This is a genomic window from Bradyrhizobium sp. sGM-13, assembly GCF_018398875.1.
In the GTDB taxonomy this organism is placed as follows: Bacteria; Pseudomonadota; Alphaproteobacteria; order Rhizobiales; family Xanthobacteraceae; genus Bradyrhizobium.
Genome location: NZ_JAGWDK010000056.1, coordinates 1 through 22,178, shown reverse-complemented (window position 1 = coordinate 22,178; position 22,178 = coordinate 1). Strand labels below are relative to the sequence as shown.

Annotated in this window: 19 protein-coding genes and 5 pseudogenes; 10 read left to right on the top strand and 14 right to left on the bottom strand. The window is 58.9% G+C overall.

Translation table 11 applies throughout. The features are described 5' to 3' along the window. A pseudogene (locus tag KJQ96_RS35675) lies at positions 1-194 on the top strand (IS256 family transposase); the annotation flags it as partial. Positions 195-549: 355 nt separating this feature from the next. On the opposite strand, the gene KJQ96_RS35670 reads toward KJQ96_RS35675, so the two are convergent. From KJQ96_RS35670 to KJQ96_RS35645, 6 genes are all read right to left on the bottom strand, one after another. Continuing rightward, positions 550-1,467, bottom strand: a complete 918-nt coding sequence (locus tag KJQ96_RS35670) for a TauD/TfdA family dioxygenase (RefSeq protein WP_213290834.1) — start codon at positions 1,465-1,467, stop codon at positions 550-552. A gap of 432 nt (positions 1,468-1,899) precedes the next feature. Further along, complete coding sequence (locus KJQ96_RS35665) at positions 1,900-3,042, bottom strand: amidohydrolase (RefSeq protein WP_213290833.1); 1,143 nt, start codon at positions 3,040-3,042, stop codon at positions 1,900-1,902. A gap of 427 nt (positions 3,043-3,469) precedes the next feature. Further along, complete coding sequence (locus KJQ96_RS35660) at positions 3,470-4,735, bottom strand: extracellular solute-binding protein (RefSeq protein WP_213290832.1); 1,266 nt, start codon at positions 4,733-4,735, stop codon at positions 3,470-3,472. Positions 4,736-4,752: 17 nt separating this feature from the next. Then, complete coding sequence (locus tag KJQ96_RS35655; RefSeq protein ID WP_213290831.1) at positions 4,753-5,604, bottom strand: carbohydrate ABC transporter permease; 852 nt, start codon at positions 5,602-5,604, stop codon at positions 4,753-4,755. Then, on the bottom strand, positions 5,601-6,572 hold the full coding sequence (locus KJQ96_RS35650; protein ID WP_213290830.1) for a carbohydrate ABC transporter permease: 972 nt from the start codon (positions 6,570-6,572) through the stop codon (positions 5,601-5,603). Before KJQ96_RS35650 ends, KJQ96_RS35655 begins: the two co-directional genes overlap by 4 nt. Beyond that, positions 6,569-7,747: an ABC transporter ATP-binding protein gene (locus KJQ96_RS35645; RefSeq protein WP_213290829.1), complete on the bottom strand. Its 1,179-nt coding sequence runs from the start codon at positions 7,745-7,747 to the stop codon at positions 6,569-6,571. Before KJQ96_RS35645 ends, KJQ96_RS35650 begins: the two co-directional genes overlap by 4 nt. Before the next feature lie 1,148 nt (positions 7,748-8,895). Between KJQ96_RS35645 and KJQ96_RS35640 the strand changes: the two genes are divergently transcribed. The 3 genes from KJQ96_RS35640 to KJQ96_RS35630 all read left to right on the top strand — a co-directional run bounded on the left by KJQ96_RS35640 (position 8,896) and on the right by KJQ96_RS35630 (position 12,295). Beyond that, positions 8,896-10,095, top strand: coding sequence for a pyridoxal phosphate-dependent aminotransferase (locus tag KJQ96_RS35640; RefSeq protein WP_249734934.1), 1,200 nt, complete (start codon positions 8,896-8,898; stop codon positions 10,093-10,095). A 40-nt stretch (positions 10,096-10,135) separates the two neighbouring features. After that, positions 10,136-10,978, top strand: a complete 843-nt coding sequence (locus KJQ96_RS35635) for an isocitrate lyase/phosphoenolpyruvate mutase family protein (protein WP_249734933.1) — start codon at positions 10,136-10,138, stop codon at positions 10,976-10,978. A 408-nt stretch (positions 10,979-11,386) separates the two neighbouring features. Continuing rightward, entirely contained in the window at positions 11,387-12,295 is a 909-nt protein-coding gene (locus KJQ96_RS35630; protein WP_213290827.1) for a LysR family transcriptional regulator, read from the top strand. Between the two features lie 513 nt (positions 12,296-12,808). On the opposite strand, the gene KJQ96_RS35625 is transcribed toward KJQ96_RS35630, so the two are convergent. Beyond that, on the bottom strand, positions 12,809-13,537 hold the full coding sequence (locus KJQ96_RS35625; protein ID WP_213290826.1) for a LuxR family transcriptional regulator: 729 nt from the start codon (positions 13,535-13,537) through the stop codon (positions 12,809-12,811). 775 nt (positions 13,538-14,312) lie between these two features. Between KJQ96_RS35625 and KJQ96_RS35620 the strand changes: the two genes are divergently transcribed. From KJQ96_RS35620 to KJQ96_RS35610, 3 genes and pseudogenes are all read left to right on the top strand, one after another. Then, a complete protein-coding gene (locus tag KJQ96_RS35620; protein WP_213290825.1) occupies positions 14,313-15,113 on the top strand; it encodes a hypothetical protein in 801 nt (266 codons plus the stop codon). 180 nt (positions 15,114-15,293) lie between these two features. After that, positions 15,294-15,632 (top strand): ThiF family adenylyltransferase, encoded by a 339-nt coding sequence (locus KJQ96_RS42370; protein WP_213290835.1) that lies wholly within the window; start codon positions 15,294-15,296, stop codon positions 15,630-15,632. Positions 15,633-16,606: 974 nt separating this feature from the next. Beyond that, positions 16,607-17,101 (top strand): annotated as a pseudogene (locus KJQ96_RS35610) (IS66 family transposase zinc-finger binding domain-containing protein); the annotation flags it as partial. Here the strand turns inward: KJQ96_RS35610 and KJQ96_RS35605 are convergent. Beyond that, the gene (locus KJQ96_RS35605) at positions 17,073-17,264 is read right to left on the bottom strand and encodes a transposase (RefSeq protein ID WP_309142523.1); all 192 of its coding nucleotides are present in this window, start codon (positions 17,262-17,264) and stop codon (positions 17,073-17,075) included. The pseudogene KJQ96_RS35610 and the gene KJQ96_RS35605 sit on opposite strands and share 29 nt — an antisense overlap. A 102-nt stretch (positions 17,265-17,366) precedes the next feature. On the opposite strand from KJQ96_RS35605, the pseudogene KJQ96_RS35600 reads away from it, so the two are divergent. Beyond that, positions 17,367-18,208: pseudogene (locus KJQ96_RS35600) on the top strand (IS701 family transposase); the annotation flags it as partial. A gap of 134 nt (positions 18,209-18,342) precedes the next feature. Here KJQ96_RS35600 and KJQ96_RS42365 read toward each other — a convergent pair. From KJQ96_RS42365 to KJQ96_RS35590, 5 genes and pseudogenes are all read right to left on the bottom strand, one after another. Continuing rightward, positions 18,343-18,639 carry a hypothetical protein gene (locus KJQ96_RS42365; RefSeq protein ID WP_375293245.1) on the bottom strand — a complete coding sequence of 99 codons (297 nt, stop codon included), beginning with the start codon at positions 18,637-18,639 and terminating at the stop codon, positions 18,343-18,345. Between the two features lie 195 nt (positions 18,640-18,834). Beyond that, positions 18,835-18,945, bottom strand: a complete 111-nt coding sequence (locus KJQ96_RS42360) for a hypothetical protein (protein ID WP_375293246.1) — start codon at positions 18,943-18,945, stop codon at positions 18,835-18,837. A gap of 117 nt (positions 18,946-19,062) precedes the next feature. Next, positions 19,063-19,512 (bottom strand): annotated as a pseudogene (locus tag KJQ96_RS42355) (3-hydroxyacyl-CoA dehydrogenase family protein); the annotation flags it as partial. Between the two features lie 37 nt (positions 19,513-19,549). Further along, a complete protein-coding gene (locus tag KJQ96_RS42350; protein ID WP_375293244.1) occupies positions 19,550-19,912 on the bottom strand; it encodes an enoyl-CoA hydratase-related protein in 363 nt (120 codons plus the stop codon). 235 nt (positions 19,913-20,147) lie between these two features. Beyond that, a pseudogene (locus tag KJQ96_RS35590) lies at positions 20,148-20,830 on the bottom strand (acetyl-CoA C-acyltransferase); the annotation flags it as partial. 18 nt (positions 20,831-20,848) lie between these two features. On the opposite strand from KJQ96_RS35590, the gene KJQ96_RS41575 reads away from it, so the two are divergent. Both KJQ96_RS41575 and KJQ96_RS35580 read left to right on the top strand, forming a co-directional pair. Next, on the top strand, positions 20,849-20,983 hold the full coding sequence (locus KJQ96_RS41575; protein WP_213290823.1) for a transposase: 135 nt from the start codon (positions 20,849-20,851) through the stop codon (positions 20,981-20,983). Between the two features lies 1 nt (position 20,984). Continuing rightward, on the top strand, positions 20,985-21,161 hold the full coding sequence (locus KJQ96_RS35580) for a hypothetical protein (protein WP_213290822.1): 177 nt from the start codon (positions 20,985-20,987) through the stop codon (positions 21,159-21,161). Between the two features lie 144 nt (positions 21,162-21,305). Here the strand turns inward: KJQ96_RS35580 and KJQ96_RS35575 are convergent, their stop codons facing one another. Beyond that, positions 21,306-22,100 (bottom strand): reverse transcriptase domain-containing protein, encoded by a 795-nt coding sequence (locus KJQ96_RS35575; protein ID WP_249734931.1) that lies wholly within the window; start codon positions 22,098-22,100, stop codon positions 21,306-21,308. Positions 22,101-22,178 lie beyond the last annotated feature (78 nt).

The window sequence follows — 22,178 nt, the reverse complement described above, 5'->3', positions numbered from 1 at the left end:
GATCGAAGGGTTGCCTGTCCAACAGGACGGCGCTCGCGATGGTCTTCAAACTGCTTGAGGCCGCGCAGAAAAGCTGGCGTCGTCTTGATGGCCACAACCAGTTGCCAAAACTCATTCTCGGTGTGACATTCAACGACGGGATCGAGGTCATCGCCAAGCCGACTGACCGTCAGCCCATAACCGCCGCCGCCTGACCGGCCAGGCCGTCACCAAAATTTAGCGATAGCTCAGGCCGACAACGCCAGGACAGAGCAAACGCTCCTCGCCTTCGAATACCGTTGCTTCAGCTTTCTTCATTCGTCATAGCCTGCACTTCGGCTGGTGCCCTGCGCGAGAGCAGAGTGTCAGGTCTGGTACGCAGTCCATCGAAACTGACGGCAATAAGGCGAGTCTGCTGGACAGCTATTAAGATTATTCCCTTCAGCCGGCGCGGCGATCGCTAAGGCTCCTGGCGCTCAGACCTGAACCGTCGTCGCCGGACGGGCGCTGCTCCGGGCTGTCGGTCACCGGAACGGCGGTTCATAACCATTGGACCCTACGACAATTCAACTATCGGCGCCGGCGAGATCTCGTGACCTGCACCGGAACTGTATATGGAATCGGCAGCTCACCCTCGGTCGTTATATGCCACAGAATGCGCCTTTCGCTACAATCGAAGGCTTCACGGCGATGAAGCGTGTGGTTGTTATCAAAAACGAAGAGATCATCGACACCAATCACGTCCCCCCATGTGGTGCTGTAGCCTTCGATATAAGTCCATAACAGGTCTGAGAGCTTTTCGCTTTCCCCGAGCGTCAACCCTTCGATAAGGCATCGTCGTTGGCGCGGGAGATATAGCGATGGCCTGCCGGTATGGGGGTGCACGCGCACCAGCGGAAACTTAGGCCCGATATGCCGGCGATCGGCTCCTTCAGGGAGCGCCGCGATTTGCTCCGCGTACTCAGGAGCGAAGTTAAACTGTGAGTAATGAATGCAACGCAGCTTGCTTAGATGCGACGTCAGGCAGCTAGGCAGACGATCATAGAGTTCGCATAGGTTCATGAAGATGGTCTTTGGCGGGTTGGTCTTTGGTGACTCTCGTCCATACAGAAACGTCAATTCAACCGGTCGCGGTAGATAAGTCCCGTCCGTATGCCAATGATTCTCAGAGGAACCACCGTCGCCGATGGGCCGGCCATCATCGTTTGACACGTTCGAGACGACTTTAATCCGAGGATGACCATCTACGTGCGTAGTCACTGTCGCCGTCGTGCGCTTAAGGGTTTTGATCTGCCCAAAGGCCGCCGCGAGGCTGACAAATTGGTCGGGTGTCAAGTGCTGTTTACGAAAGCAAAGCACAAAGTACTTATGAATCGCCGCCCGTAGCTCAGCGACGACCGCGGTATCTTTCGACTCGACAACTTGGCTGAGATCAATATTGCTGACATCCGCTCCGATGGAGGGAGAGAGCTCTGTTATCGTGAACATCTGAGTTCCTTTCCAGTCTGGACATCTAATTGCGTGGGGAGACCTGTACCTCCACCGAGCAAAATGATCCTTCTTGAAGTTCTAAAGATGTAAGCGGCTTGTGGAGACCTGATACCGTACCTCTCCCCGCACACGTGTTGTTGGAACTTCAGCACCCGGCGCATTCACTGGCGCAGATGAGAGAGCCAGCACGGCGGCGGTTTTCGACAGTGGTTGTCGGCTCGCGCATCCCGTCACTAATCGTGTTCGCAATGTTGTCGCCGTCCTCGCCAGGACGCATACCGGCTGTCTACTTTCCCCGACATCGGCCGTCGAAATTGTCATATTTTTCCTTTGCACCGCGACATGAACGACAAGAGAGTCGACCTGGGGGAGTTCATGATTTGGCCGCTATACGGGACCCCGAGCAGGCCGGCCGCTAGTCATTCTCGCTTATTGCTTCAGTGATGCCATCGCGACATTTGCCATCCACTGCGCGCCGATCGGAATAATTTGATCATTAAAGTCATAACTTGCGTTGTGAAGTACGTGACCATTCTTCGTGGGACCAGACCCAATCCAACTGTAAGCGCCAGGCACATGCCTTAGATATTCTCCAAAGTCCTCAGCAGCCATACTCGGCGCGAGGTCATGTCGAACAGTCAACCCCATTTGGTCAGCGGCTTTGCTTGCAATCTCCGCTTCCAACAATGAGTTAATCACTTCAGTTCCGGGACGAAAGTCCAAGTCAATTTCGACATCGAAGGCCACACTGAAGCCCTTAGCCATCAGCCTTATGCGTTTCTCCACCAGAGAGAGTACCTCGCGAGACAAGGTTCTCACAGTGCCGGCGAGTGTTGCAGACGTCGGAATTTGGTTACGCGTCGTCCCGGACTGAACAATACAGACAGAAACTACTGCAGACTCCAGCGGGTCAACATTTCGCGACACAATTGATTGCAGTGCCCCGACAAGATAACTCACCACCAAGTTCGGGTCGCTTGTCATGTGGGGCATGGCAGCGTGGCCGGACTTTCCCGCAATTGTAATGTCCAAGGCCGAGCTGGCCGCCATCACCGCACCCCGGTGAATCCCAACTGCACCAACATCCAAACCTGGCCAGTTGTGCAGACCAAAAATTCGATTGATTGCGAACTTCTTGAAGAGGCCGTGATTGACCAAAGTTTTTGCTCCACCGAAGCCCTCTTCCGCAGGCTGAAAAATGAGATGAACAGTGCCTGTCCAGTTCGGGCACTTCAGCAGCAAAGCAGCGGCACCGAGAAGCATAACGACATGGCCATCATGCCCACAGGCATGCATGACGCCCGGCCGTCGCGATTTGTGGGAGAATATGCTTTGTTCATCTATCGGAAGGGCGTCCGTGTCGGCGCGAAGTGCAACGCTCGACTCGGAGCCCTCACGCAAAATTGTACCAACAACTCCCGTGTCACCGATTCTCTCGATACGACTCACACCGAGCTCAAACAGCTTCACGACAATAAACTCCGCCGTCTCGTACTCCTTGGTCGACAGCTCCGGGTTCATGTGCAGCTGATGGCGCCACTGAGTCAGTTTACTTATTAGATCAGGATTCATTTTTTTGACGTTTCCTTCTGATTGCTGCCTTCTAAGCCATCGTCTTCAGGCTATTCCGACGTAGCCGTCGCGTCGCAGGTCTGTTGCTCCAGAAATGAATGCTGTAGTCGAGATAATTGATATGAACCTGCGCTTGAGTTTGGGGAATGCCGAGGCTGCCAGGGGTGGGAGGCAGAGGCCTTGCGGGTCTTGAGTGAGATGAGTGAGGACGGCCGATGAAGCGCAAGAGTTGCACCCTTTTTGCTGTAATCGAAGTGCGGCAGGACAGCAGAGTCCATCAGGTCCGGTCGCAGGCCGCCGAAGTTGACGAGGACAGAGCGATTCTGTTGAACTGTTATCAATTTTGCTTCCTCAGTAGAGGTCTGCCGGCGAGGCGCCAGCCCGGCAGTGATTGCGTCGCCGGCCGGTGCCCGTTGCGAAGGTCTTGTCAATGGGGCAAGAGAGCGTCGACGTCCTTCCTGAGGCTTGAAAGCGCTGTGCCGGGCTCCCGCTTCCGCGAGACCACAAGGTAGCAGTAGTCTTCGATGATCTTGATGATCTTTGAGTTGTTCTCGCCCGGAAACGAGTACCAACCCGCCATCATAGGAATGCGCTGAGCAGCGACGCGGTATTCGGGGTGCTCCTCGAAAAACTTGCCAAGTCCGCCGGGATCATTTATCGCTGCGATGTTCACCGGTGCATAGCCAGTGGTCTGAACCATGACGTTTTGACCGACCGGCCCTACCGCGAACTTGATGTATTCCCAGGCTGCCTTCTGCTTCTCCGGATCATCAGTCAGCATGACAATGCCATTGCCGGCAGCGGGAAGAGTGGCATTCGCCGAAGAGATCGGGAATGGCCCGACCTTCAGCTCAAATTTGCCAGCCGCCGATTGCTGGTAGCCGCTCAGCGCGCTGCTTGCGGTGAAGATGATCCCGAGAGTTCCAGCCCGAAACGCCTGCCGGGCCTGGTCTGTTTCGAACGCCGGCTGGCCTTCTCTCCCAAGGCGTTGCAATAGTTGGAGGGCTTGAAGGCCAGCCGGCCCGTCGAACTCGATCCTTCTTTCGTCTTCGCTCATCATACGGCCGCCAAAACTGCCCACAAGCGTTTGGAACGACCATCCGTTATTGGCGTGTTCCACATAGAGACCATCGATACCCGCCCCCAAGGCTCCGATCTTCTTGCCAAGTTCGATTACGCCATCCCAGTCGAGAGGCAAGCTGTTGGGGTCTCCACCGGCCTTCTTCACGAGATCTGTGTTGTAGAAGAGCACTGGAACGGAAATTGCAAAAGGCAAGGCATAGGATTTTCCGCGGTAGGACGCCAAACACGTCATGGCATCGGGAACGCCGATCGTCTTCCAAGCTGGATCGCCCGCGATGAAGCCATCGAGCGGCACGGCAATTCTGCGATTTACCAGAGGTCGGATCTGATTGAATCCCTGGTGAGAAAAGTCGGGTATTTGCTTCGTTATACTCTGCCTCAACGTTTGTTGAACGAGGTCATCGTAGTCGGCGACGGGCGTGTCAAGAACGACCTTGATATCTTGGCGCGCATCCATGAAACGCCGCGCGAGCGCCTCATAAAGGCCTTTGAGAGAAGCCGGAGCATAAGAAACCCGGATCGTTGTCGCGGGATGCGCAACGGCCTTTGGGATCGGCATTGCCGCTAGTGCTGTCGCTGTCGAGAGAAAGATCCTGCGTGAAAGAAGCATCGGTCGTCTCCGCTAGTCTATTGTTTGACAGCCCCTCCGGTTATTCCTTCGACAAACCATTTCTGTGCGGCAAGGAAGGCTATTACGAGTGGCAGCACGACGAGAGTGGATGCGGCCATGAGTGGGCCATAGTCATTGCCGGCCTCCTCGTTCTTGAAAGCCATGATACCGAGCGGCGGCGGCATGAGGGACTGGTCGCGCACTGCGATCAGTGGCCAGAACAGGTCGTTCCAGTGCGAGACGACCGAGAAGATCGAGAACGCGATTACGGCCGGCAGCGCCATCGGGACCATGATCTTCCAGACGATCGCGATTTCGGAGAGACCGTCGAGCCGCGCGGCGTGGACCAAGTCATCAGGAACGGTCTTGAAGAACTGCCGGAACAGGAAGATGCCGAAGGGTGAGACGACATAGGGGAAGACGAGCGCTGCATAGGTGTTGAGGATGCCGAGTTGGTAGCCGAGGATGAAGAGCGGCAGCGAGAGCACCTGGTGCGGCAGCAGCAGGCCGATGAGCACCATGCCGAAGAGCAGGTCGCGTCCGGGAAACCGCAGTTTGGCGAGCGCATAGGCGCAGGGGGCGCAGACGAGAACCTGGAGCGCCAGGATCAGAGCGCAGACGATCAGGCCATTGCCCATGTAGCGCGGCAACGGCGCTTGAGTCAGCGCCTTGGTATAATTCTCGACGCCATAGAATTGCGCGGGCCAGAAGGAGAAGGACGCGCGGAAGATCTCGCCGGGCGGCTTGATCGACAGCGAGACCATCCACACGAAGGGGACGAGAATGAGCGCTCCGGCGACAAGCAGCACGGCATGTCGAAGGATGGCGGCAGGCGGCGACAGGCGGTTGGCGGAGGTGGTGAGGCTCATTGGTAATGCACCTTCCTGTCCATGACGCGGGTCTGGACGAGAGTGAGCGTCACGACGATGACGAGAAAGACGACGGCAACGGCGGCGCCATATCCGGTGCGCAGATATTCGAAGCTCTCCCGGTAGAGCGTGTAGAGCAGAACATCGGTGGCGTGGCCCGGCCCGCCTTGGGTAAGCACTTTCACGGTGTCGAAACACTCGAACGCCCTCAGCGCCACGACGATGACGACGAACATCGAGACTGGCCCGAGCATGGGCAGGGTGACGGTGCGCAGCCGGTCAAGCCAAAGATCCGCACCATCGACATCGGCAGCATCGTAGAGGTCTTGCGGGATGCTCTTCAGTCCGGCCAGGAACAGCACCATGGCATAGCCGAGGTTCTGCCAAATTCCGATGACGGCCAGCACCGGCAGGGCCGTATTCTCGTCGCGCAGCCAGTTGGCGGTCGGCAGGCCTATCGCGGCGAGCGTCTGGTTGACGAGGCCGATCGTGGGATGCAGCAGCGCCTCCCAGGCGATTGCCATGGCCGTGAGCGTCGCCATGAAGGGCAGGAAGTGAATGGCGCGGTAGAAGGAGCGGCAGGACTTGCCGCTTTCGATTAGGAGCGCGATCAGAAGACCGAAGACGACCGTGCCGGGCACGACGATCAGAACGTAGACGACGGTGTTGACGACCGAGGCCCTGAAGCCCACGTCAGCGAAGACCTCGCGGAAGTTGGCGAGGCCGACGAAGGAAAGGGAACGCGCCCCGAACTGCCAGTCAGTGAGCGCGATGACGAAGACGCCGATCACCGGCATGAAGAACAGGACGAACAGAAAGAAGACTGCCGGCCCGGCCAGCGCCCAGGCCGCCAGCGTCTCCGTAAAGGCACGCCTGCGGGCCGGTGAAACAGGAGATCGGAACGTTCGAACGCCGCCCGTCGCGGACGGCTGGTCGGAGCTGCCGCAAAGAGCACGAGGCTCGCTCATCGGGCGATCTCCCGGATCGGCCTGACCGATGCCCGGCCGGTTTCCACCTCCCGGCGCAAACGCCGCCCGTTACGGGCAAAGAGAAGCACGCGGTCCGGCCGGACGCCGACATGCAAGGTCTGGCCGGGGGCAATATGAGGCGCCCGTTCGGCCAGCAGCCTTGCGATCAACGGATGATCGACACCGGCCAGATCGAGATGGACGAAGAGATCGGAGCCCATATGCTCGATCATGCGCACGGAACCGGTGAGTGCGCCCTGCCCGCCATGGTCGACGAGATGAAAAGCCTCCGGGCGAATGCCGAGGGTGAGATGCGCGCCGGCGAGTGCATCGGCCTCGATCGTAAGCGTCGATCCGGCCACATCAATCAGGTCGCGTTCGCGCACCACTCCATCGAGCATATTGATCTTGGGCGAACCGATGAATTCGGCGACGCGCCGGTCGTCGGGATCGGCATAGATGTCCTGCGGCGGAGCAACCTGCAACAACTCGCCGTCGAGCATCACCGCCACGCAGTCCGACAGCGTCATGGCCTCGGCCTGGTCATGGGTGACATAGACGAAGGTGACCCCAAGCCGCTGGTGCAGCTCCTTGATCTCGGCGCGCATCTGCACACGCAGCTTGGCGTCGAGGTTGGACAGCGGCTCGTCCATCAGGAAAACAGCCGGATGGCGCACCATCGCCCGGCCGACCGCCACGCGCTGGCGCTGGCCGCCGGAGAGCTGCCCCGGTTTGCGGGCCAGCAGGTGACCGATGCCGAGCGACTTGGCCGTACGGGTGACTTCCACGTCGATCTCGGCAGCGATCCGCGCCGTTCCTGGCAGTAGGCGGCCGAGAAGAGGAAGCCTCTGGAAGGCTGAGAGCCGGCGCATCCGGAGCGGTAGCGTCATGTTGGAGGCGACGGTCATATGAGGATAGAGCGCGTAGGACTGGAACACCATCGCCACGTCCCGCCGCTTTGGCCTGAGGCCGTCCACCGCCCGCTCGCCGATCGAGACCGAACCTGCATCCTGCACCTCGAGGCCTGCCAGGATACGCAGCAGCGTCGACTTCCCACACCCCGATGGCCCCAACAGCGTCAGGAACTCACCATCGGCTATCGACAGCGAAACACCACGCAAGACAGATGTCGGGCCGTAATTCTTTCTGATGCTGTCAATCGATACGGATGCCATCGCCGTTACTTCCCCATCAGCACGAAAATTTTGCGCAGCACGGCAATGAGATCGTTTATCTCGTTGGTCGAGTACGTTGATGTATGAGAGCTTGAAAACCCAAATTGCTACAGCCGGATGACGTTGATCGAATAATTCGATATGAAGATTGTAATATGCGATGACGTGCGGTGCTCGGGGAGCAAGAGCTGTCGCTCAAAGCGGTGAGCACTTTCGTGGAGATCGCTCGCGAACGCTGCGAAGAGCCTCGGCGGCACCCAGAGTTCGATCAGCCGCGTCTTGCGGTCCTGGAAGCCTATCTCGGCTCGAAACTGATCGAGTGGCGCGGCTGAAACAGCGAAACTTCAGTCTGCGCCTCGCCGAGCGGCGGAAAACGATCCCGTGACCGCGCAGCGCATGCGTCGGCGCGACAAGACGGAAGCGAACCGCATCGTCGTGCAGACCTCTCTCACAACCTTTCCCTAAACGTGCTCGTTCAAACCTTCAGGCATTCTCGTCCGACATGAAAGAGCCGTGATCGACGTCATCAGCTCACTATGCCTTCCCCTCGACGACGGACAGCTTCGACGTGCTGAGCGCGCACGAGCTTGTGCTGTCGCATCCTTCGGAACCCTTGAGACATCTATGATGAAAAACTGGTCTCGCGTGGGCGAGCCGCAATGCGTCGCCGGCGTGGGCTTGCCGCGCTACGATCCATTCTGCTGCCAACCCCCTTACCTCCCGGCCGGACGCGCTCCCACATGTCTGCGCGCCATGAACATGAAGGGCTAAATCGTGCTCGGCGCGCTACGACCATAACTACCTCTCGCTTCCGGTCATGACGACCGGCAAATGCTTGCTGGTCGCCTGCGATATTCTCGTCTACGATCTGTTGCCCGGGTCGTGATCGCCGTGCTGCCGGACAAGTGGCCTCAAGCGGCATGCGTACCCCGCCTATGCGCTCGATCGCAGCCGCAATCCTCATCTTGCTCTGCCTTCTTCCGCCTGATGACACACGTCTGCAAGAAGGCCGTGTTCGGCGATGCGACGTAAGTTATCGTAACTTTCGATCATTTCATTTAAAAAAGCGATAGCCGGATTAGTTAGTCCGTTTGAGAGCGAGTACAAGTCGCCGAAAACTTTGCTTCGAATTTCGCAGGTACTCTATCTTGTCTCTCGTTGCAGAACGGCTCAATGCCGTCCGCCCCTCTGAAACCAAGGCCATGACGGCGCGTGCCGCCGAACTTCGCGATTCCGGCGCCGATGTGATCACGCTCAGTCAGGGCGAACCGGATTTCGACACGCCGTCCGCTGTCTGCGAAGCCGGCATCCGGGCGATTCGCGAAGGGCGGACGAAATACACGGCGGTCGCCGGGATCAAGCCGTTGCGCGAGGCGATCCGCGAGAGCTTCGGCCGCGATCACGGGCTCGATTACGGTATCGACCAGATCACGGTGGGCTGCGGCGCCAAGCAGGTCGTCTTCAACGCGCTCTTCGCCAGTCTCGACCCAGGCGACGAGGTGGTGATCCCGACGCCGTGCTGGGTCTCCTATCCCGATATGGTAGCGCTCGCCGGCGGCAAGCCGGTTCTAGTCGCCTGCGATGAAATCCATGGTTTCAAGCTGCGCCCCGAGGCGCTGGAGGCGGCGATCACGCCGCGCACCAAGTGGCTGATGGTGAACTCGCCGTGCAATCCGACCGGCGCGGTCTATAGCCGAGGCGAGTTGCTGACGCTAGCAGCGGTGCTACGCCGCCATGCCCATGTCCATGTGCTATCCGACGACATCTATGAAAAGCTCACCTATAACGCCGACTTCGCTACCATGGCCGCGGTCGCGCCAGACCTCTACGAGCGCACCCTGACGGTGAACGGCGTGTCCAAAGCCGACGCAATGACCGGCTGGCGCGTCGGTTATGGTGCGGGGCCTCTGCCGCTGATCAAGGCGATGAACCTCATCCAGGGCCAGACCTCCTCGCACACCAGCTCGATTTCGCAATATGCCGCCATCGAGGCGCTGTCCGGCGGCCGGAACCATATCAAAGAATTCGCGAGCGCTTTTCTGCAGCGGCGCGATCTCGTCGTCGCCAAGCTGAACCAGGCCGAGGGGCTTTCGTGCCGCGTACCGGACGGTGCCTTCTACGCCTTTCCCTCCTGCGCCGGAGTCATCGGCAAGCGCACGTCGGACGGCAAGGTTATTGAAACCGACACCGATTTTGCGATGCATCTGCTCGAGGCTTTCGCCGTGGCTGTCGTGCCCGGCAGCGGCTTCATGGCCTCTCCCTATATCCGCATTTCCTATGCCTCGTCGCTTGAGGACCTCACCCGCGCCTGCGACCGCATCATAGCGGCCTGCGCCGCCCTGTCCTGAAAGGTCTCCGATGTCCGCTGCCAAACGCCTCCGCGCCCGCATGGCCGAGACCGGCCTCGTCCACATCATGGCCGCCCATAGCCCTCTTTCGGCGATCCTCGCAGAAGAAGCCGGATTCGATGGCCTGTGGGCCTCAGGATTTGAGCTGTCGGCGCTTTACGGACTTGCGGACATGAGCCTGATCTCGATGACACAGCATCTCGACATGCTGCGGGCGATCGCCGGACGCACGACGCTGCCGATCGTTGCCGATATCGATACGGGCTACGGCAATGCGATCAATGTGATCCATGCCGTCAGAGAATACGAGCGAGCCGGCGCGAGCGCCGTCGTCATCGAGGATAAGACCTTTCCTAAGGTAACGAGCCTTGTTGCGGGCGGACGCCAGGAGCTGCTGCGCATTGAGGAGTTTCAGGGCAAGATCGAAGCCGCCAGTGCGACAAAACGGGACCCAGATTTTCTCGTCATCGCTCGCACCGAGGCCCTGATCGCAGGCCTCGGCGAAGCGGAAGCCCTGCGTCGGGCGCAAGCCTATGTGGAGGCTGGCGCCGACATGATCCTGATCCATTCGAAAAAGAAGGATCCTTTCGAGATTAAAAGCTTTTCGCGCGCCTGGACCGGATCGGTGCCGCTGGTGATCGTGCCGAACGCGTACCCGGATCTCGACGCCGAACGGGTCAAGGCGCTTAGCAACATCCGCATGATGATCTACGGCAACTACGGCATCCGCGCTGCTGCAAGTGCTATCCAAGAGACCTTCCGCCGGATCATCGCAGACGGTGGCGTCCAGAACGTCCACAAGGACATTCTTCCGGTGGAGGAGATTTTCAGACTTCAGAAGATGGACGAGGTTAAGGCAGCTGAAGCTCGCTTCCTTTGCTGAACGCACCATTCCGTCCCCGCCGTGATTGTCGAGATTTCAACACGATAGGCAGGGTCTGAGCTCCGCTCAGGCGCTATGCTTGGCGCGCTGTCGATCGGAACACTCGAGTTAACGGGTTTTTCTCCTCCGGAAAGTCGCGTGGTGTCCGACTGCGAGAAGAGCGATCGTGGCAACCACTGCCACGGCTCGCTTAACATACGCCTAAGGAGAACGCGACCGAGATCAACTCAACTATAAAGGCGATCGCGCCGACCGTACCGGCTTCGGCCGGACGTTGTTTTTGCGCGCGATATACCCTTGATAAGCAGTAATCCGGCCATCAACATGGAATAATGTGATGGAACATTCATTTTGGCGATGGCCTGCCGTGAAAACTGGCGGACATTCCAGAAGTTGCCGGAATAGAAGATGGCCATCGAAGACAATGAAGTGCCACTCAACGCGATCCGGGTGTTCGTGACGATCGCGCGAGAAGGAAGCGTAACGCGCGCGGCTAGCGCATTGGGAATGACACAGAGCTCGGTCAGCCGCTATCTGGCCGTGCTGCAAGACTATCTGGGCACAGACCTCATGGAACGACGCGGTAGGCGGAGCGAATTGACGGAATTCGGAAGGCTTTTTGCGAACACGGTCGCCGAACCGCTAGATACGGTGTGTTTCACCGCTAAAAGAATGTGCCGGCGGAACCGTCCGGACGCTAATCGGATTGTTGTCCGCACGTCGCTCTCGACCTTCGCTTACTCCTTTCTGATTCCGAATCTCCAGGCATTTTCCGCTGAAATGGGTGGCGTAATTGTGGATGTGATTAGTTCACTGTCTCCACCAACATCTTCCGACGATTTCGACATCCTGATTACCCGCGATCTTTCCGTCATCGAACCGGCTGACGATTGGGAGATCTACAACGAGCAACTCGTCTGTGTGGGCTCTCCAAATCACGTGCATAGCAAAAGCCTCTCAGTCGTTCGTTCAATGCCAGTTCTGAACATCACATCCCGGCCCGACATACTGCCCACATGGTTGCGGGCGATGAACCTGACCTCAAAAGATATAAGGTCGGGAGCGCGATATGATCACAATTACCTTGCTCTGCCGGCGGTCATGACGGGAAAATGCCTTCTGGTAGCGCCCGAAATTATTGTCGGCGATCTGGTGCGCGGGGGCGTTCTACAGGTGATACCAGGGTCACGTAGTCCCAGCGGCATGCAATATCGGGCCTATGCGGTCGACCGCAGTGACAATCCCGAAATGGCTCGTGCCTTTTGCCGGTGGCTAGTCCGCCTTTGTAAAAAGGCCGCCCTTCCGGAAGCCGCTTAATGCGCATGAGACTATCGCGGCACCTCTAAAACCACATTGCACGGCCAGTTTTGAAAGAGAGGTCTTGAGATTTTGCGCCGAAGGAACACCGCTACTCACACGGTGTATTGCGGTAGCCGCATCAAGAGGTTTGTTAAATCCTAGCTGGCTGTAACGAAGAGAAGTTTTCGTTCGATACCCGTTTCAATGACAAGGAACCATTTTGGTTCTTCAAGCCTTGTCGAGGCCCGACCATTCCCTTGCTTATTCCTATTAATGACGCTCTCTCGTAAGAGAGCGTTCATGGGTGATGTTCAAACATCATGGTGGCTAGAAGCGAACAGGGACCATGCCGTGAATACGGTTAGCTGTTCCACCGACAACTCCGTTCGCGTCAGGAACCACGAGCGTGCGCAATTCATGTAGATACTCAACACCCAGATCGACCGATGGCACAGAGCTGTAGATCAGGTTGGCGCGACGAGCGTCAGGTCTCTTATGCATCTCGCGCGCGAAATCGGAGGGTGTGGATGATTAGGACAACAAACCGCGTCGCATGGCCTCGGCGACGCATTGGGCAATAGATGCTGCACCGAGCTTGCGGCGCGCGTTCTCGAGATGAAATACGACAGTGCGCGGCGCAATCTGGACCAGCACCGCGATATCGACGACAGCTTTTCCCTGCGCGGTCCATGCAAGGCATTGGCGCTCGCGCTGAGTGAGTTCACTTGCCGCGAGTTTACCGGTAGAGGGTATGACAATTTTGGCGCCGACATGACTATGAAAATACAACCCGACGAGTTGTACGAGATCCTTCCAGTCGGCCACGAGCCGCTCCGGGTGAACGTCGCGGTCGCCCGTCGCCAGCGTAAATGCGGCCATCCGCCCAAATCCACTCCTGATTGGCACAGTGATGCCTGATCTAATCCCGAAGGTCGTCGCTTCATCAAAGAACCGGCGCTGCTCGCGGTTTCCGGCCAGGGCTGATGCCTCGCCTCCCCAGCTGAACAGCGCGTGCTCGGCACGCGCGCGGCGCACCACAGGATCGAGCTGCTGATATCCAAGTTGGAAGTACCGGCTGGTCCAGGATTTGGGATAGGACGAGATCAACATCGGCGTCTCGGCGGTCAGGCGCAGATAGGCAAATCGCTGGAAGCCAAGCCTCTGTGTTAGCCGCGTTGCGACACGCTCGAATTCATCCGCCGTAGTTGCGGTTTGGATGGCATCAATAAATTCCTGGAAGATGCTTTCGACCGGGCTCATTCCGGCTCTACCATTTGAACATAATCGACGTGCTTCCTAATGACCTCACCCTCGCCCTTGGCGAAGAAGCCGTCCGGGCCTCATAGGTCGCGCGAGCTCCCGACAGATACGCGACGCCGCGCAGCCGAGCTGGAGGAGCGCAGGAAGACCCTGCCCGTCCGCCATCGCACTTAGTTGGAAATGCCATGACCCTATCTTAGGCGGAAGTCGTTTGTGCCGCCCCAATATGTTCCGCCCGAGTATCGTTGGGAAGTAATAGGCTGGTGAGAGACATCAATTAATCTGATGGACGGTTCTGATTTGGCGATGGATTTGTTCGCACGGCTCTGCGGGTCGTTGAGTGCCACGTGGTGGCCCCTTACCTGATCAAGACGCGCGAAATGTTAGCCCCCGATTCGATATCGGCCGAGCCTGAAGCGAAAGGAATATGTCTGTACGCAACGTGCAGAACGCGTCTTTATTCCGTCGCTGTATTCGTGACGCTTCACTTTTGTCCGAAGCGTACCAACGATTTTGATCTTCTTCCTCCGGCGACATTGTCTCTATTTTTAGTTAGCGCTAAGGAGACCAACGATGCCGCCGGATTTGCGAACGATACGGTGCACTCAGAGTTGATCAGTTAAGCGAAGCAACGAAAGGAATGAGGCATGGCTAAGCCGCCAAAGCCACCACATCCGGAGCATCCTGACGTGCCGCCCGGACCTCCGAGCGAGACGCCGGGCAAGGGTCCGCCGCGCCCCAGCAAGCCGCCTGGACATCGTCCTGTGGGCTAAGTTTGGCTAAGCACAATCATGCCGCTGCCAACCAGGGGTGGTGGACGATCTGGCCGGAGATCTTCAATGCCGAGCTGGCGGCTTTCGCACGGCTGGGCATTACGCCGCGAACTATTCACAAGGGAAACGGGGTCCTGATCCTGGAAGCGGACTGGCCGGTGGATGGGCAGTCCGCACCGATGCTGTTGCGCATCGGGTATTCTCCGCTGCACCCTTTTTTCCGCCCCGCGGTGGCTGCGCCAAACGAGAGCTTCGAGCGGCATCAAAACCCCCTCAGTCGCGAGCTGTGCCTGCTGACGCAGGAATCGGGGCAATGGGACTCCAACCAGCTGGTCGCCGACTTCGTCCAGGAGCGACTGGATCATCTCCTGCGCACCCTCGCGGCCAGAAAAGACGGGCGCTGGGAGGATGCGGCCGAGCTCGAGGAGCAGGTCGCCGACCCGTTGATGCCCTACTTCGCGGGAGCCTCGGAAGAGGACTCCGTCATCCTTTTTGACGGTCGGGCGGGGCCACCCTCAGGCCAGCATGGTTTAATGGAGGTGGCCTGCGCCAGTCGACCCACTAAGAGAAACGGCGCTGCTTTCGAAGGAGTCCTGCGGCAGCTGAAAACCAGCACCGGCACGGCGATCGGCAAGCGGTTCGGGTTTCCGGCCGAGCCCGAAGGTGCTCAGGTGATTACCGCGCGGTGGGTGAAGTTTACGCCCCCCCGCAAACGCCGACGCCGGAGAACTGCTTCGCTTTGCCGAAGAAGAGCTTGCCCGACAGGCGGTGCTGCAGCCAACCAGCGTGCAGAAGGTCAATGACGCTGCGCGTCACCCCTTTTCCGTCACCGGCATCGTGTTCCCGGAGGAATCCGAATACCGTTCGCAGAAGAATGGCGCGGGGTGGCTGTTCCTGGCGACAAGGCGTGGCCTCGCGAACGAAAAACCCGGTGCAGACGAAACAAGGCTCATACGCGGAGAACGCGCCGGCAAGGATGACACATTTTCCCGGTTGCCCGTCGCACTATCTCTTCTCACGAAAAGGCTCTTGTCGTCGGCTGCGGGGCGATCGGAAGCTTCGCGAGCCTCGAAATGGCTCGCGCCGGCGTGGGCGAGATTGCGCTTCTTGATTTCGACACGGTTCAGCCCGGCAAAAGCTTGCGGTGGCCTTTGGGCCGAATCGTTTGGGGAAGCAGCAAGGCAATCGCTCTTGCGAACTTCATCGCGTCAAACTATTCGTGGACGAAGGCGAGAACCGTAGAGGGGCCTCGGCACGGCCGTTACCGAACCGGTCGGCATTCCGCGCCACCTGCGAAACGTCCTTACCCCAGTCTTCGATGAGCTGCGTTCCGCCGATGTCGTGATCGACGCCACGGCCTCACCAGAGTTGCAGCTTGCGCTATCCCCGACAATTCCGGGTGTCGTACGTGATGGGCTATGCGACGCTCGGCGTCGCAGGCGGCGTGGTCGCGCGATTCCTTCCAACTTCCGCAAGTTGCTTCGTGTGCCTCAACGAGCATTGGAAGGACAAGCAGCACATACCAGAACCACGCGTCGATGATGTCGGCGTCGTCATCCCAGTCGGCTGCAACGCTCCTACGTTTACGGGCGGTGGCTTCGATCTGCAGGAGATCTCTCTGGAAATGGTGCGCACGGCCGTGGGGCTCCTCTCGGAGGGGAATTACGATCCTGGCGATTGGGACGTGGCTATACTGGCGCTCAAGGGTGATCGAGACGCACGGATGCTGCCCCAGTGGGAGGCATTTCAATGCCCGCCTCATCCCAAGTGCTGCGGAGCCGCCCGGCGATCGTCTGGCTCTCCTCACATGTGCTACGGCTAATGTGAAGGCGGCACGAGAGCTGTCACCACTCGAGAATGGCGGCATCCTTATTGGCTGGCGGTCCGGCGAATACCATATCGTCATCGATTGGCGGGGCCCCGGCCCGCGCGCCCTTCACGGGCGGCATTCTTTCATTCCGGATCACGCTTGGCAGGTGAGTGAAATCAACCGCGCTTTCGACGCAAGTTGCGGCGACCTCGACTATCTCGGTGATTGACATTCGCATCCGGACGGGATTGCCGAAATGAGTGATCTTGATTCGGCGACGCTCTTGCGTATAGCCCGACGGGTGAACGCACCGCTGATGCTAATCGTAGCCGGTAGCGGAGCGGATGGGTCCCCCCAGTGCTGGAAAGGACAGCTTGCGGGCCCGCGACTTTGGCGTCGATTGGTCGCAGCGCCGCAGGAACTCAAAGTCTTTGACCCGCCCACCGCCTGGCCTGGCTCGAGCACAATCTTGCCGCCGCGCATGCAATGATCCTGGCCGAGCGCGCGGCCAGGCTTGTGGCGGAAGCCAGGCTTGCTGAAGCGGCCAATGCCCAGGCGAAGCAATCGAGCACCGAAGCGCTGATCGCCCATCTCAAACTCGAAATCGAGAAGCTGCGACGGACGGTTTATGGCGCGCGCTCGCAGCGGTCGGCGCGGCTACTCGATCAGCTGGAGCTTGAGCTTGAGAAGCTTGAGGCGGCCGCGACTGAAGATGAACTCGCTGCCGAGAAGGCGGCCGGGAAGACGCAGACGGTGCGTTCGTTTGAGCGTAAGCGGCCGGTGCGCCAGCCCTTTCCCGACGACATCGAGCGAGAGCGCGTGGTCCTGCCGGCACCTACGCAATGTCCCTGCTGCGGATCGGCTCGGCTGTCGAAGCTCGGCGAAAGCGTGACCTCGACGCTGGAGGAGATCCCACGCCGGTTCAAGGTGATCAACAGAGTGCGGGAGAAGTTCAGTTGTCGGGACTGCGAGGCGATAACGAACGTGATATGCCGTGGCGTCTTGCTGTCGACGATATAGCGCGCGGCGCTTGCAAGCTCTCGGTCACGATCCGCAGCTTCTCGTCGTCCGACCAGCGACGCCGGCGACCAGTCTCGACCACCTCAAGCCGTTCAAGCTGAGTACTGCCCTTATGGCTGCCCATAAGGACTGTTACGCACCAATTGGACTAATCCAACAAGGCGGCCCGCGCCGGAGCAGGGCTATCGCATATGGCCCCCGTCAAATTTGAACGCCGATTGACAGTCTGTATCTGCCAAAGGAGTGGGTGACGGACCGTACACGTCGGCGCAAAGCCGGTGTACCCAAGGAGATTACCTTCAAGACCAAGCCGGCAATTGCACTCGATCATTTGCGCTGGGCCTGTGCGGCGGGCTTGCCGCGCGGCGTGGTACTGATGGACGCCGGCTATGGCACCGACACCGCTCTGCGTGGAGATATCACCGCACTTGGCCTGAGCTATGTGGCTGGCATCCTGCCACAAACATCGGTATGGACGCCTGGAACTGGGCCGCGGCCGCCGAAGAAGTGGTCGGGGAACGGGCGACCTCCAAAGTTGCTGCGGCGTGACAGCAAGCACCGACCGATTTCGGCCAAGAAGCTTGCGATCGGCCTGCCATCACATGCTTGGCACAAGATCACGTGGCGTGAGGGTACGGCAGAACGGTTGTCCTCGCGCTTTGCCCGTGTGCGCGTCCGTCCGGCACATCGAGATTACTGGCGCGCCGAAAGCCGGCCGGAGGAATGGCTGCTGATCGAATGGCCGGCAGGCGAGGAGGCGCCGACCAAATATTGTTTGTCAACGCTTCCGGCGAACATTGGCTTCCGTCAGTTCGTCGATATCGTCAAGCTGCGCTGGCGCATTGAGCGCGACTACCACGAACTCAAACAGGAAGTTGGCCTTGGCCATTTCGAGGGGCGAAGCTGGCGTGGCTTCCACCATCACGCAACACTGTGCATTGCCGCCTACGGATTTCTGGTCTCCGAGCGAGAAACGATTCCCCCTCAGAAACAGCCTCCACCAAGCTGTTCAAGGAAGCTGCAATTCCCGAAACTAATCGACCGAGGGGATCCGCCATTGCGGCCTGAACGACACGTCCCAAATTCGATTGCCACCGTTCGGAGAAGATTGAACGCGGCTCTCGTGTCCACACTATCTCGATGCCCTTGTTGCATCAGACCAATCTCACGTCGAAGTCGGTGAAAATTATGACGCAGTAGGATTAGAAGGTCTCATCTTTTTCCGACATTTCTTCCAAACGCTTCGGCGGGGTAAAGCGAGGGCCGTATTTTGCTTCGAACTTGTGGCAAAGCTTCACGAACTTAGTTGTACCCATGAAATCGATATAGGACAGCACGCCACCGGCAAACGGCGGAAACCCGAAGCCAAGGATCGAGCCCACATCGGCGTCGCGCGGATCGGTGACGATGCGTTCGTTCATCGTGCGCGCGGCTTCCACCGCTTGCACTACCAGGAACCGCTGTTTTAGTTCCTCGACATCCAAGCGGATCGGGGTCAAGATGCTTCGGCTGTAGGTTGGCAAGACCCCGCCAAAGACTCTTTTGGCCCCTGCCCTTTTCCGGGTAAGCATAGGAGCCTTTGCGATTCTTGCGCCGAAAACGCACCTGGTTCTCGACGAGCTCGACCATCAGTTTCTTCTGCGCCGAGTCGATCGCGTTCTGACCGAGATCGGCTTCGGTCGCCATCACAACCTTCAATCGGAGATGAGCGCGACTTCATCAGCCAATGAGAGCGGCCCGACCGGCATGCCCGCCATCTTGGCGCAATTCTCAACCATTGTCGGCGGCACGCCCTCCAAAAACATTTCGACACCTTCAGAGACATAAGGCCGTACGCAGCGATTGGCAAAGAAGCCGCGGGAATCCTTGACGATAATCGGGACCTTACCGATCTGCCTGACATAATCGAGCGCAGTAGCAAGCGCGAGCTTGCCGGTGTTCTTCCCAAGGATGATTTCAACCAGCCTCATCTTCTCGACCGGCGAGAAGAAATGAATGCCGACGAATATAGCTCTGGTGCGCGAATGACTCGGCTAGGGAACTGTCGGCAGCAATGAGGTGTTGGAGGCGACGATCGCGCCGTCCTTGAGGAGCGGCTGCGCCTTGGCATAAGCATCGGCCTTGGCCTTACGGTCCTCGAACACCGATTCTGTCACGAGGTCGCAATCCTTGATTGCCGCGTAGTCGGTGGTAGGAATGATCCGCGAGAGCGTCTTGTCGCGATCGTTTTCGTCGGCGCGGCCCTTCCGAATCAGATCGTCGAACACGCATTTGGCGTGCGCTTTGGCTTTGTCCGCGCTCTCCTGATGCCGGTTGATTAGGATCACCTCGATGCCGGCGCGCGCCGAGACGTACCAAAGGCTGGCGCCCATGAAGCCAGCGCCAATCACGGCAAGCTTCTTCACCTTCTTAGGCGGCACTTCTGCGGACGACGGCGACACTTCTCTGCATCAAGATCAACTGGGTGCGGATCATCCCCTGCGTGTCCTTCGAATGCAGGAGATTCGAGAAATAGCAACCTGATGTCTCGATCGACCAGAAGGCGAGCGACAAGCGGCGGCTCTGGTCAAGCAGCATTTGGTTCGCGGCAATCTCGCCCTCCTCCTTGAGCACGCGGGCGTAGTCCTTGTACATGCCTTCGAGCATCGAGAGGTCGGCCCCGGCGCAGAACGCCTCCTTGCCGGAGGTAATCACGACGCCCTTCAAGGTGGAATCAGCGGTCGTTTGCTTGACGATCTCTTCGAGCTCATTACTCGAGGTCTCGTCCAGCACGTTTACCGAACGGCCGATAGTGTCCTAAGTCACCAGCGCCACGCCATCATATCAGTTTCGACTGCAAAATTATTGAACACCATATGTTGCTCCCTCGACGCCTACTGCCATGAACCATGCGGCGATTGGCTATCTCATTGAATTGGCAGGCGCCACGTTTGTCATACATACGGTTCCGCCTTCCGTGTTTGCTCGTTCACGCTCGGGGAACCTTGTCGACTAGCCATCCTGCCTCTCACACCGGTTCGATAACTGTGGCCGTACCCATGCCGCTCCCAAGAACAGAGCGTCACCAGTGCGGTAGCCTTGCTGCCGCGGTCGAGTTCGTCAAGCACCGTGCCCCGGTTCATCGCGCCGGTTGCGCCGAGCGGATGGCCAAGTGCAATCGCGCCGCCATTGACCTTGATCTTTTCGGTTTCGATCTCGAGCGCTTGAATATAGCGCGCACGACGGAAGCGAACGCCTCGTTGAGCTCAAAGAGATCACTGTCCGACTTCTTCATGCCGCAGCGTTCGAACAGCTTGTTAGTGATATCGACAGGGCCGGTCAGCATAATCGAAACCGATATTGGTGAAAGCCCTTACTTTTGCACGGGCCTTGAACCTTATTTCGCACCGACATTCTTGCTGCCGAGCAGCACTGCGGCAGCGCCGTCGAGAATTCCCGACGAGTTGCCGGCGTGATGCACATAGTTGATGCGCTCGATTTCGGGGTGCGACTGAATGGCGACCGCATCAAGGCCGCCCATTTGCGCGAGTTCCACAAAGGGAGGCCTGAGCTGCGCCAGCGACTGCATGTCGTGTTCGGGCGCATGTGTTCGTCCTTATCTAGGATGGTGAGCCCGTTAGTATCTTTGACCGGCTCGATCGATTTGTTGAAGCGGCGGGCCGAGAATGCCGACATGGCGCTGGTCCGGCTCGAGGAGTTCGAGGACGAATGGGGCAAGCGCTATCCGGCGATCGGCCAGGCCTGGCGCCGCGCTGGGAACAGGTCGTGCCGTTCTTCGCGTTTGCTCCTGGCGTCCGCAAGATGATCTACACCACCAACGCGGGTCGAGGCGCTGCACCGTAGCTTGCGCAAGATCATCAAGACCCGCGGCAGCTTTCCAAACGACGACGCGGCGTTGAAGCTGCTTTATCTCGCCATCAAGAACGCCGGATTGAGGTGGCGGCGAGGCGTCGAGTGGACTGCCGCCATGGGCCAGTTCGCCATTCAGTTCGGCTCGCGTTTTCCGGGATCAGCGCGATGACCAAAGTGTCGATCAGCCGTCTTATCCGGCGGCCCGAGTTTGGCCGATCAGCAAGCTCTGTAAATCGGGATAGGGGGGCATCTCGCGACGCCGCCCCTCCCACACCACCGGGCATACGGGTCCGTACCACGGCGGTTCGGCGGATTAAGCGTCCACCAGCTTTTCCATGGGAAGCAAACCCAGACGTTTGAAGCGCGCGTTGGTGAAGGCGCGGTGCATTGCGTTCGTGAAGCTCATTCGCCACGGTCCCTTTGGGCTGAAGACGGCCTCGCTGGCCGCTGGCCCGGGTACTCCGAGGCGCCGGAGTTCATGATATCGCCTGCCACGCGTCTTCCACTGGACCCAAACAACGCAACGAATGCGCCGCCGAATCCAGCTATCGAGGGATTGCAACTCACGCCACTGGCTGAAGCCGAAGTAGCCAGCCCATCCCCGCAAGTATGAGACCATCTCGCGGATCATCCGCTCCAGGGTGATGCCCCGATGTCGCCGCGTTAGCTCACGCACCCGGTGCTTGAACCGGATGATGGCCTTGTCGGCGATGCATCGCCGGAACTCCGGTTCGTTCCTCACCGTAAATCCGAGGAACGTCCGGTGCGACGGTCGGGCAACGGCACTCTTCTCCGCGTTGATCTGAAGCTTGAGGCGCCGTTCGATGAAGCGGGTCAGGCTCTCCATGATCCGCCGGCCGGCCTTTTCGCTGCGCACGTAGATGTTACAGTCATCCGCGTAACGCACGAACCGGTGGCCGCGACGCTTAAGCTCGCAATCCAATTCATCCAGCACAAGATTCGAGAGCAACGGAGAGAGCGGACCGCCTTGCGGGGTCCCCTCCCGGCTGTCCTCAAACAACCCGTTGTCGAGCACACCGGCCGTCAGGTAATTCCGGATGAGCCGGAGCAACCGCCGGTCCGTGACGCGCGCCGCCACCGCGGCCATCAGCCGGTCGTGATTGACCCGGTCGAAAGACTACTCGACAGACTACCCACCACCGCGCTCATCATCTCGACGACTATC

Excerpts from the sequence above, each read along its gene's own strand:
- KJQ96_RS35670 (WP_213290834.1), bottom strand. The coding sequence starts at position 1,467 with ATGTTCACGATAACAGAGCTCTCTCCCTCCATCGGAGCGGATGTCAGC.
- KJQ96_RS35665 (WP_213290833.1), bottom strand. The coding sequence starts at position 3,042 with ATGAATCCTGATCTAATAAGTAAACTGACTCAGTGGCGCCATCAGCTG.
- KJQ96_RS35660 (WP_213290832.1), bottom strand. The coding sequence starts at position 4,735 with ATGCTTCTTTCACGCAGGATCTTTCTCTCGACAGCGACAGCACTAGCG.
- KJQ96_RS35655 (WP_213290831.1), bottom strand. The coding sequence starts at position 5,604 with ATGAGCCTCACCACCTCCGCCAACCGCCTGTCGCCGCCTGCCGCCATC.
- KJQ96_RS35650 (WP_213290830.1), bottom strand. The coding sequence starts at position 6,572 with ATGAGCGAGCCTCGTGCTCTTTGCGGCAGCTCCGACCAGCCGTCCGCG.
- KJQ96_RS35645 (WP_213290829.1), bottom strand. The coding sequence starts at position 7,747 with ATGGCATCCGTATCGATTGACAGCATCAGAAAGAATTACGGCCCGACA.
- KJQ96_RS35635 (WP_249734933.1), top strand. The coding sequence starts at position 10,136 with ATGGCCGAGACCGGCCTCGTCCACATCATGGCCGCCCATAGCCCTCTT.
- KJQ96_RS35630 (WP_213290827.1), top strand. The coding sequence starts at position 11,387 with ATGGCCATCGAAGACAATGAAGTGCCACTCAACGCGATCCGGGTGTTC.
- KJQ96_RS35625 (WP_213290826.1), bottom strand. The coding sequence starts at position 13,537 with ATGAGCCCGGTCGAAAGCATCTTCCAGGAATTTATTGATGCCATCCAA.
- KJQ96_RS35605 (WP_309142523.1), bottom strand. The coding sequence starts at position 17,264 with ATGGGCAGCCATAAGGGCAGTACTCAGCTTGAACGGCTTGAGGTGGTC.
- KJQ96_RS42360 (WP_375293246.1), bottom strand. The coding sequence starts at position 18,945 with ATGTTTTTGGAGGGCGTGCCGCCGACAATGGTTGAGAATTGCGCCAAG.
- KJQ96_RS41575 (WP_213290823.1), top strand. The coding sequence starts at position 20,849 with ATGGGGCAAGCGCTATCCGGCGATCGGCCAGGCCTGGCGCCGCGCTGG.
- KJQ96_RS35575 (WP_249734931.1), bottom strand. The coding sequence starts at position 22,100 with ATGGCCGCGGTGGCGGCGCGCGTCACGGACCGGCGGTTGCTCCGGCTC.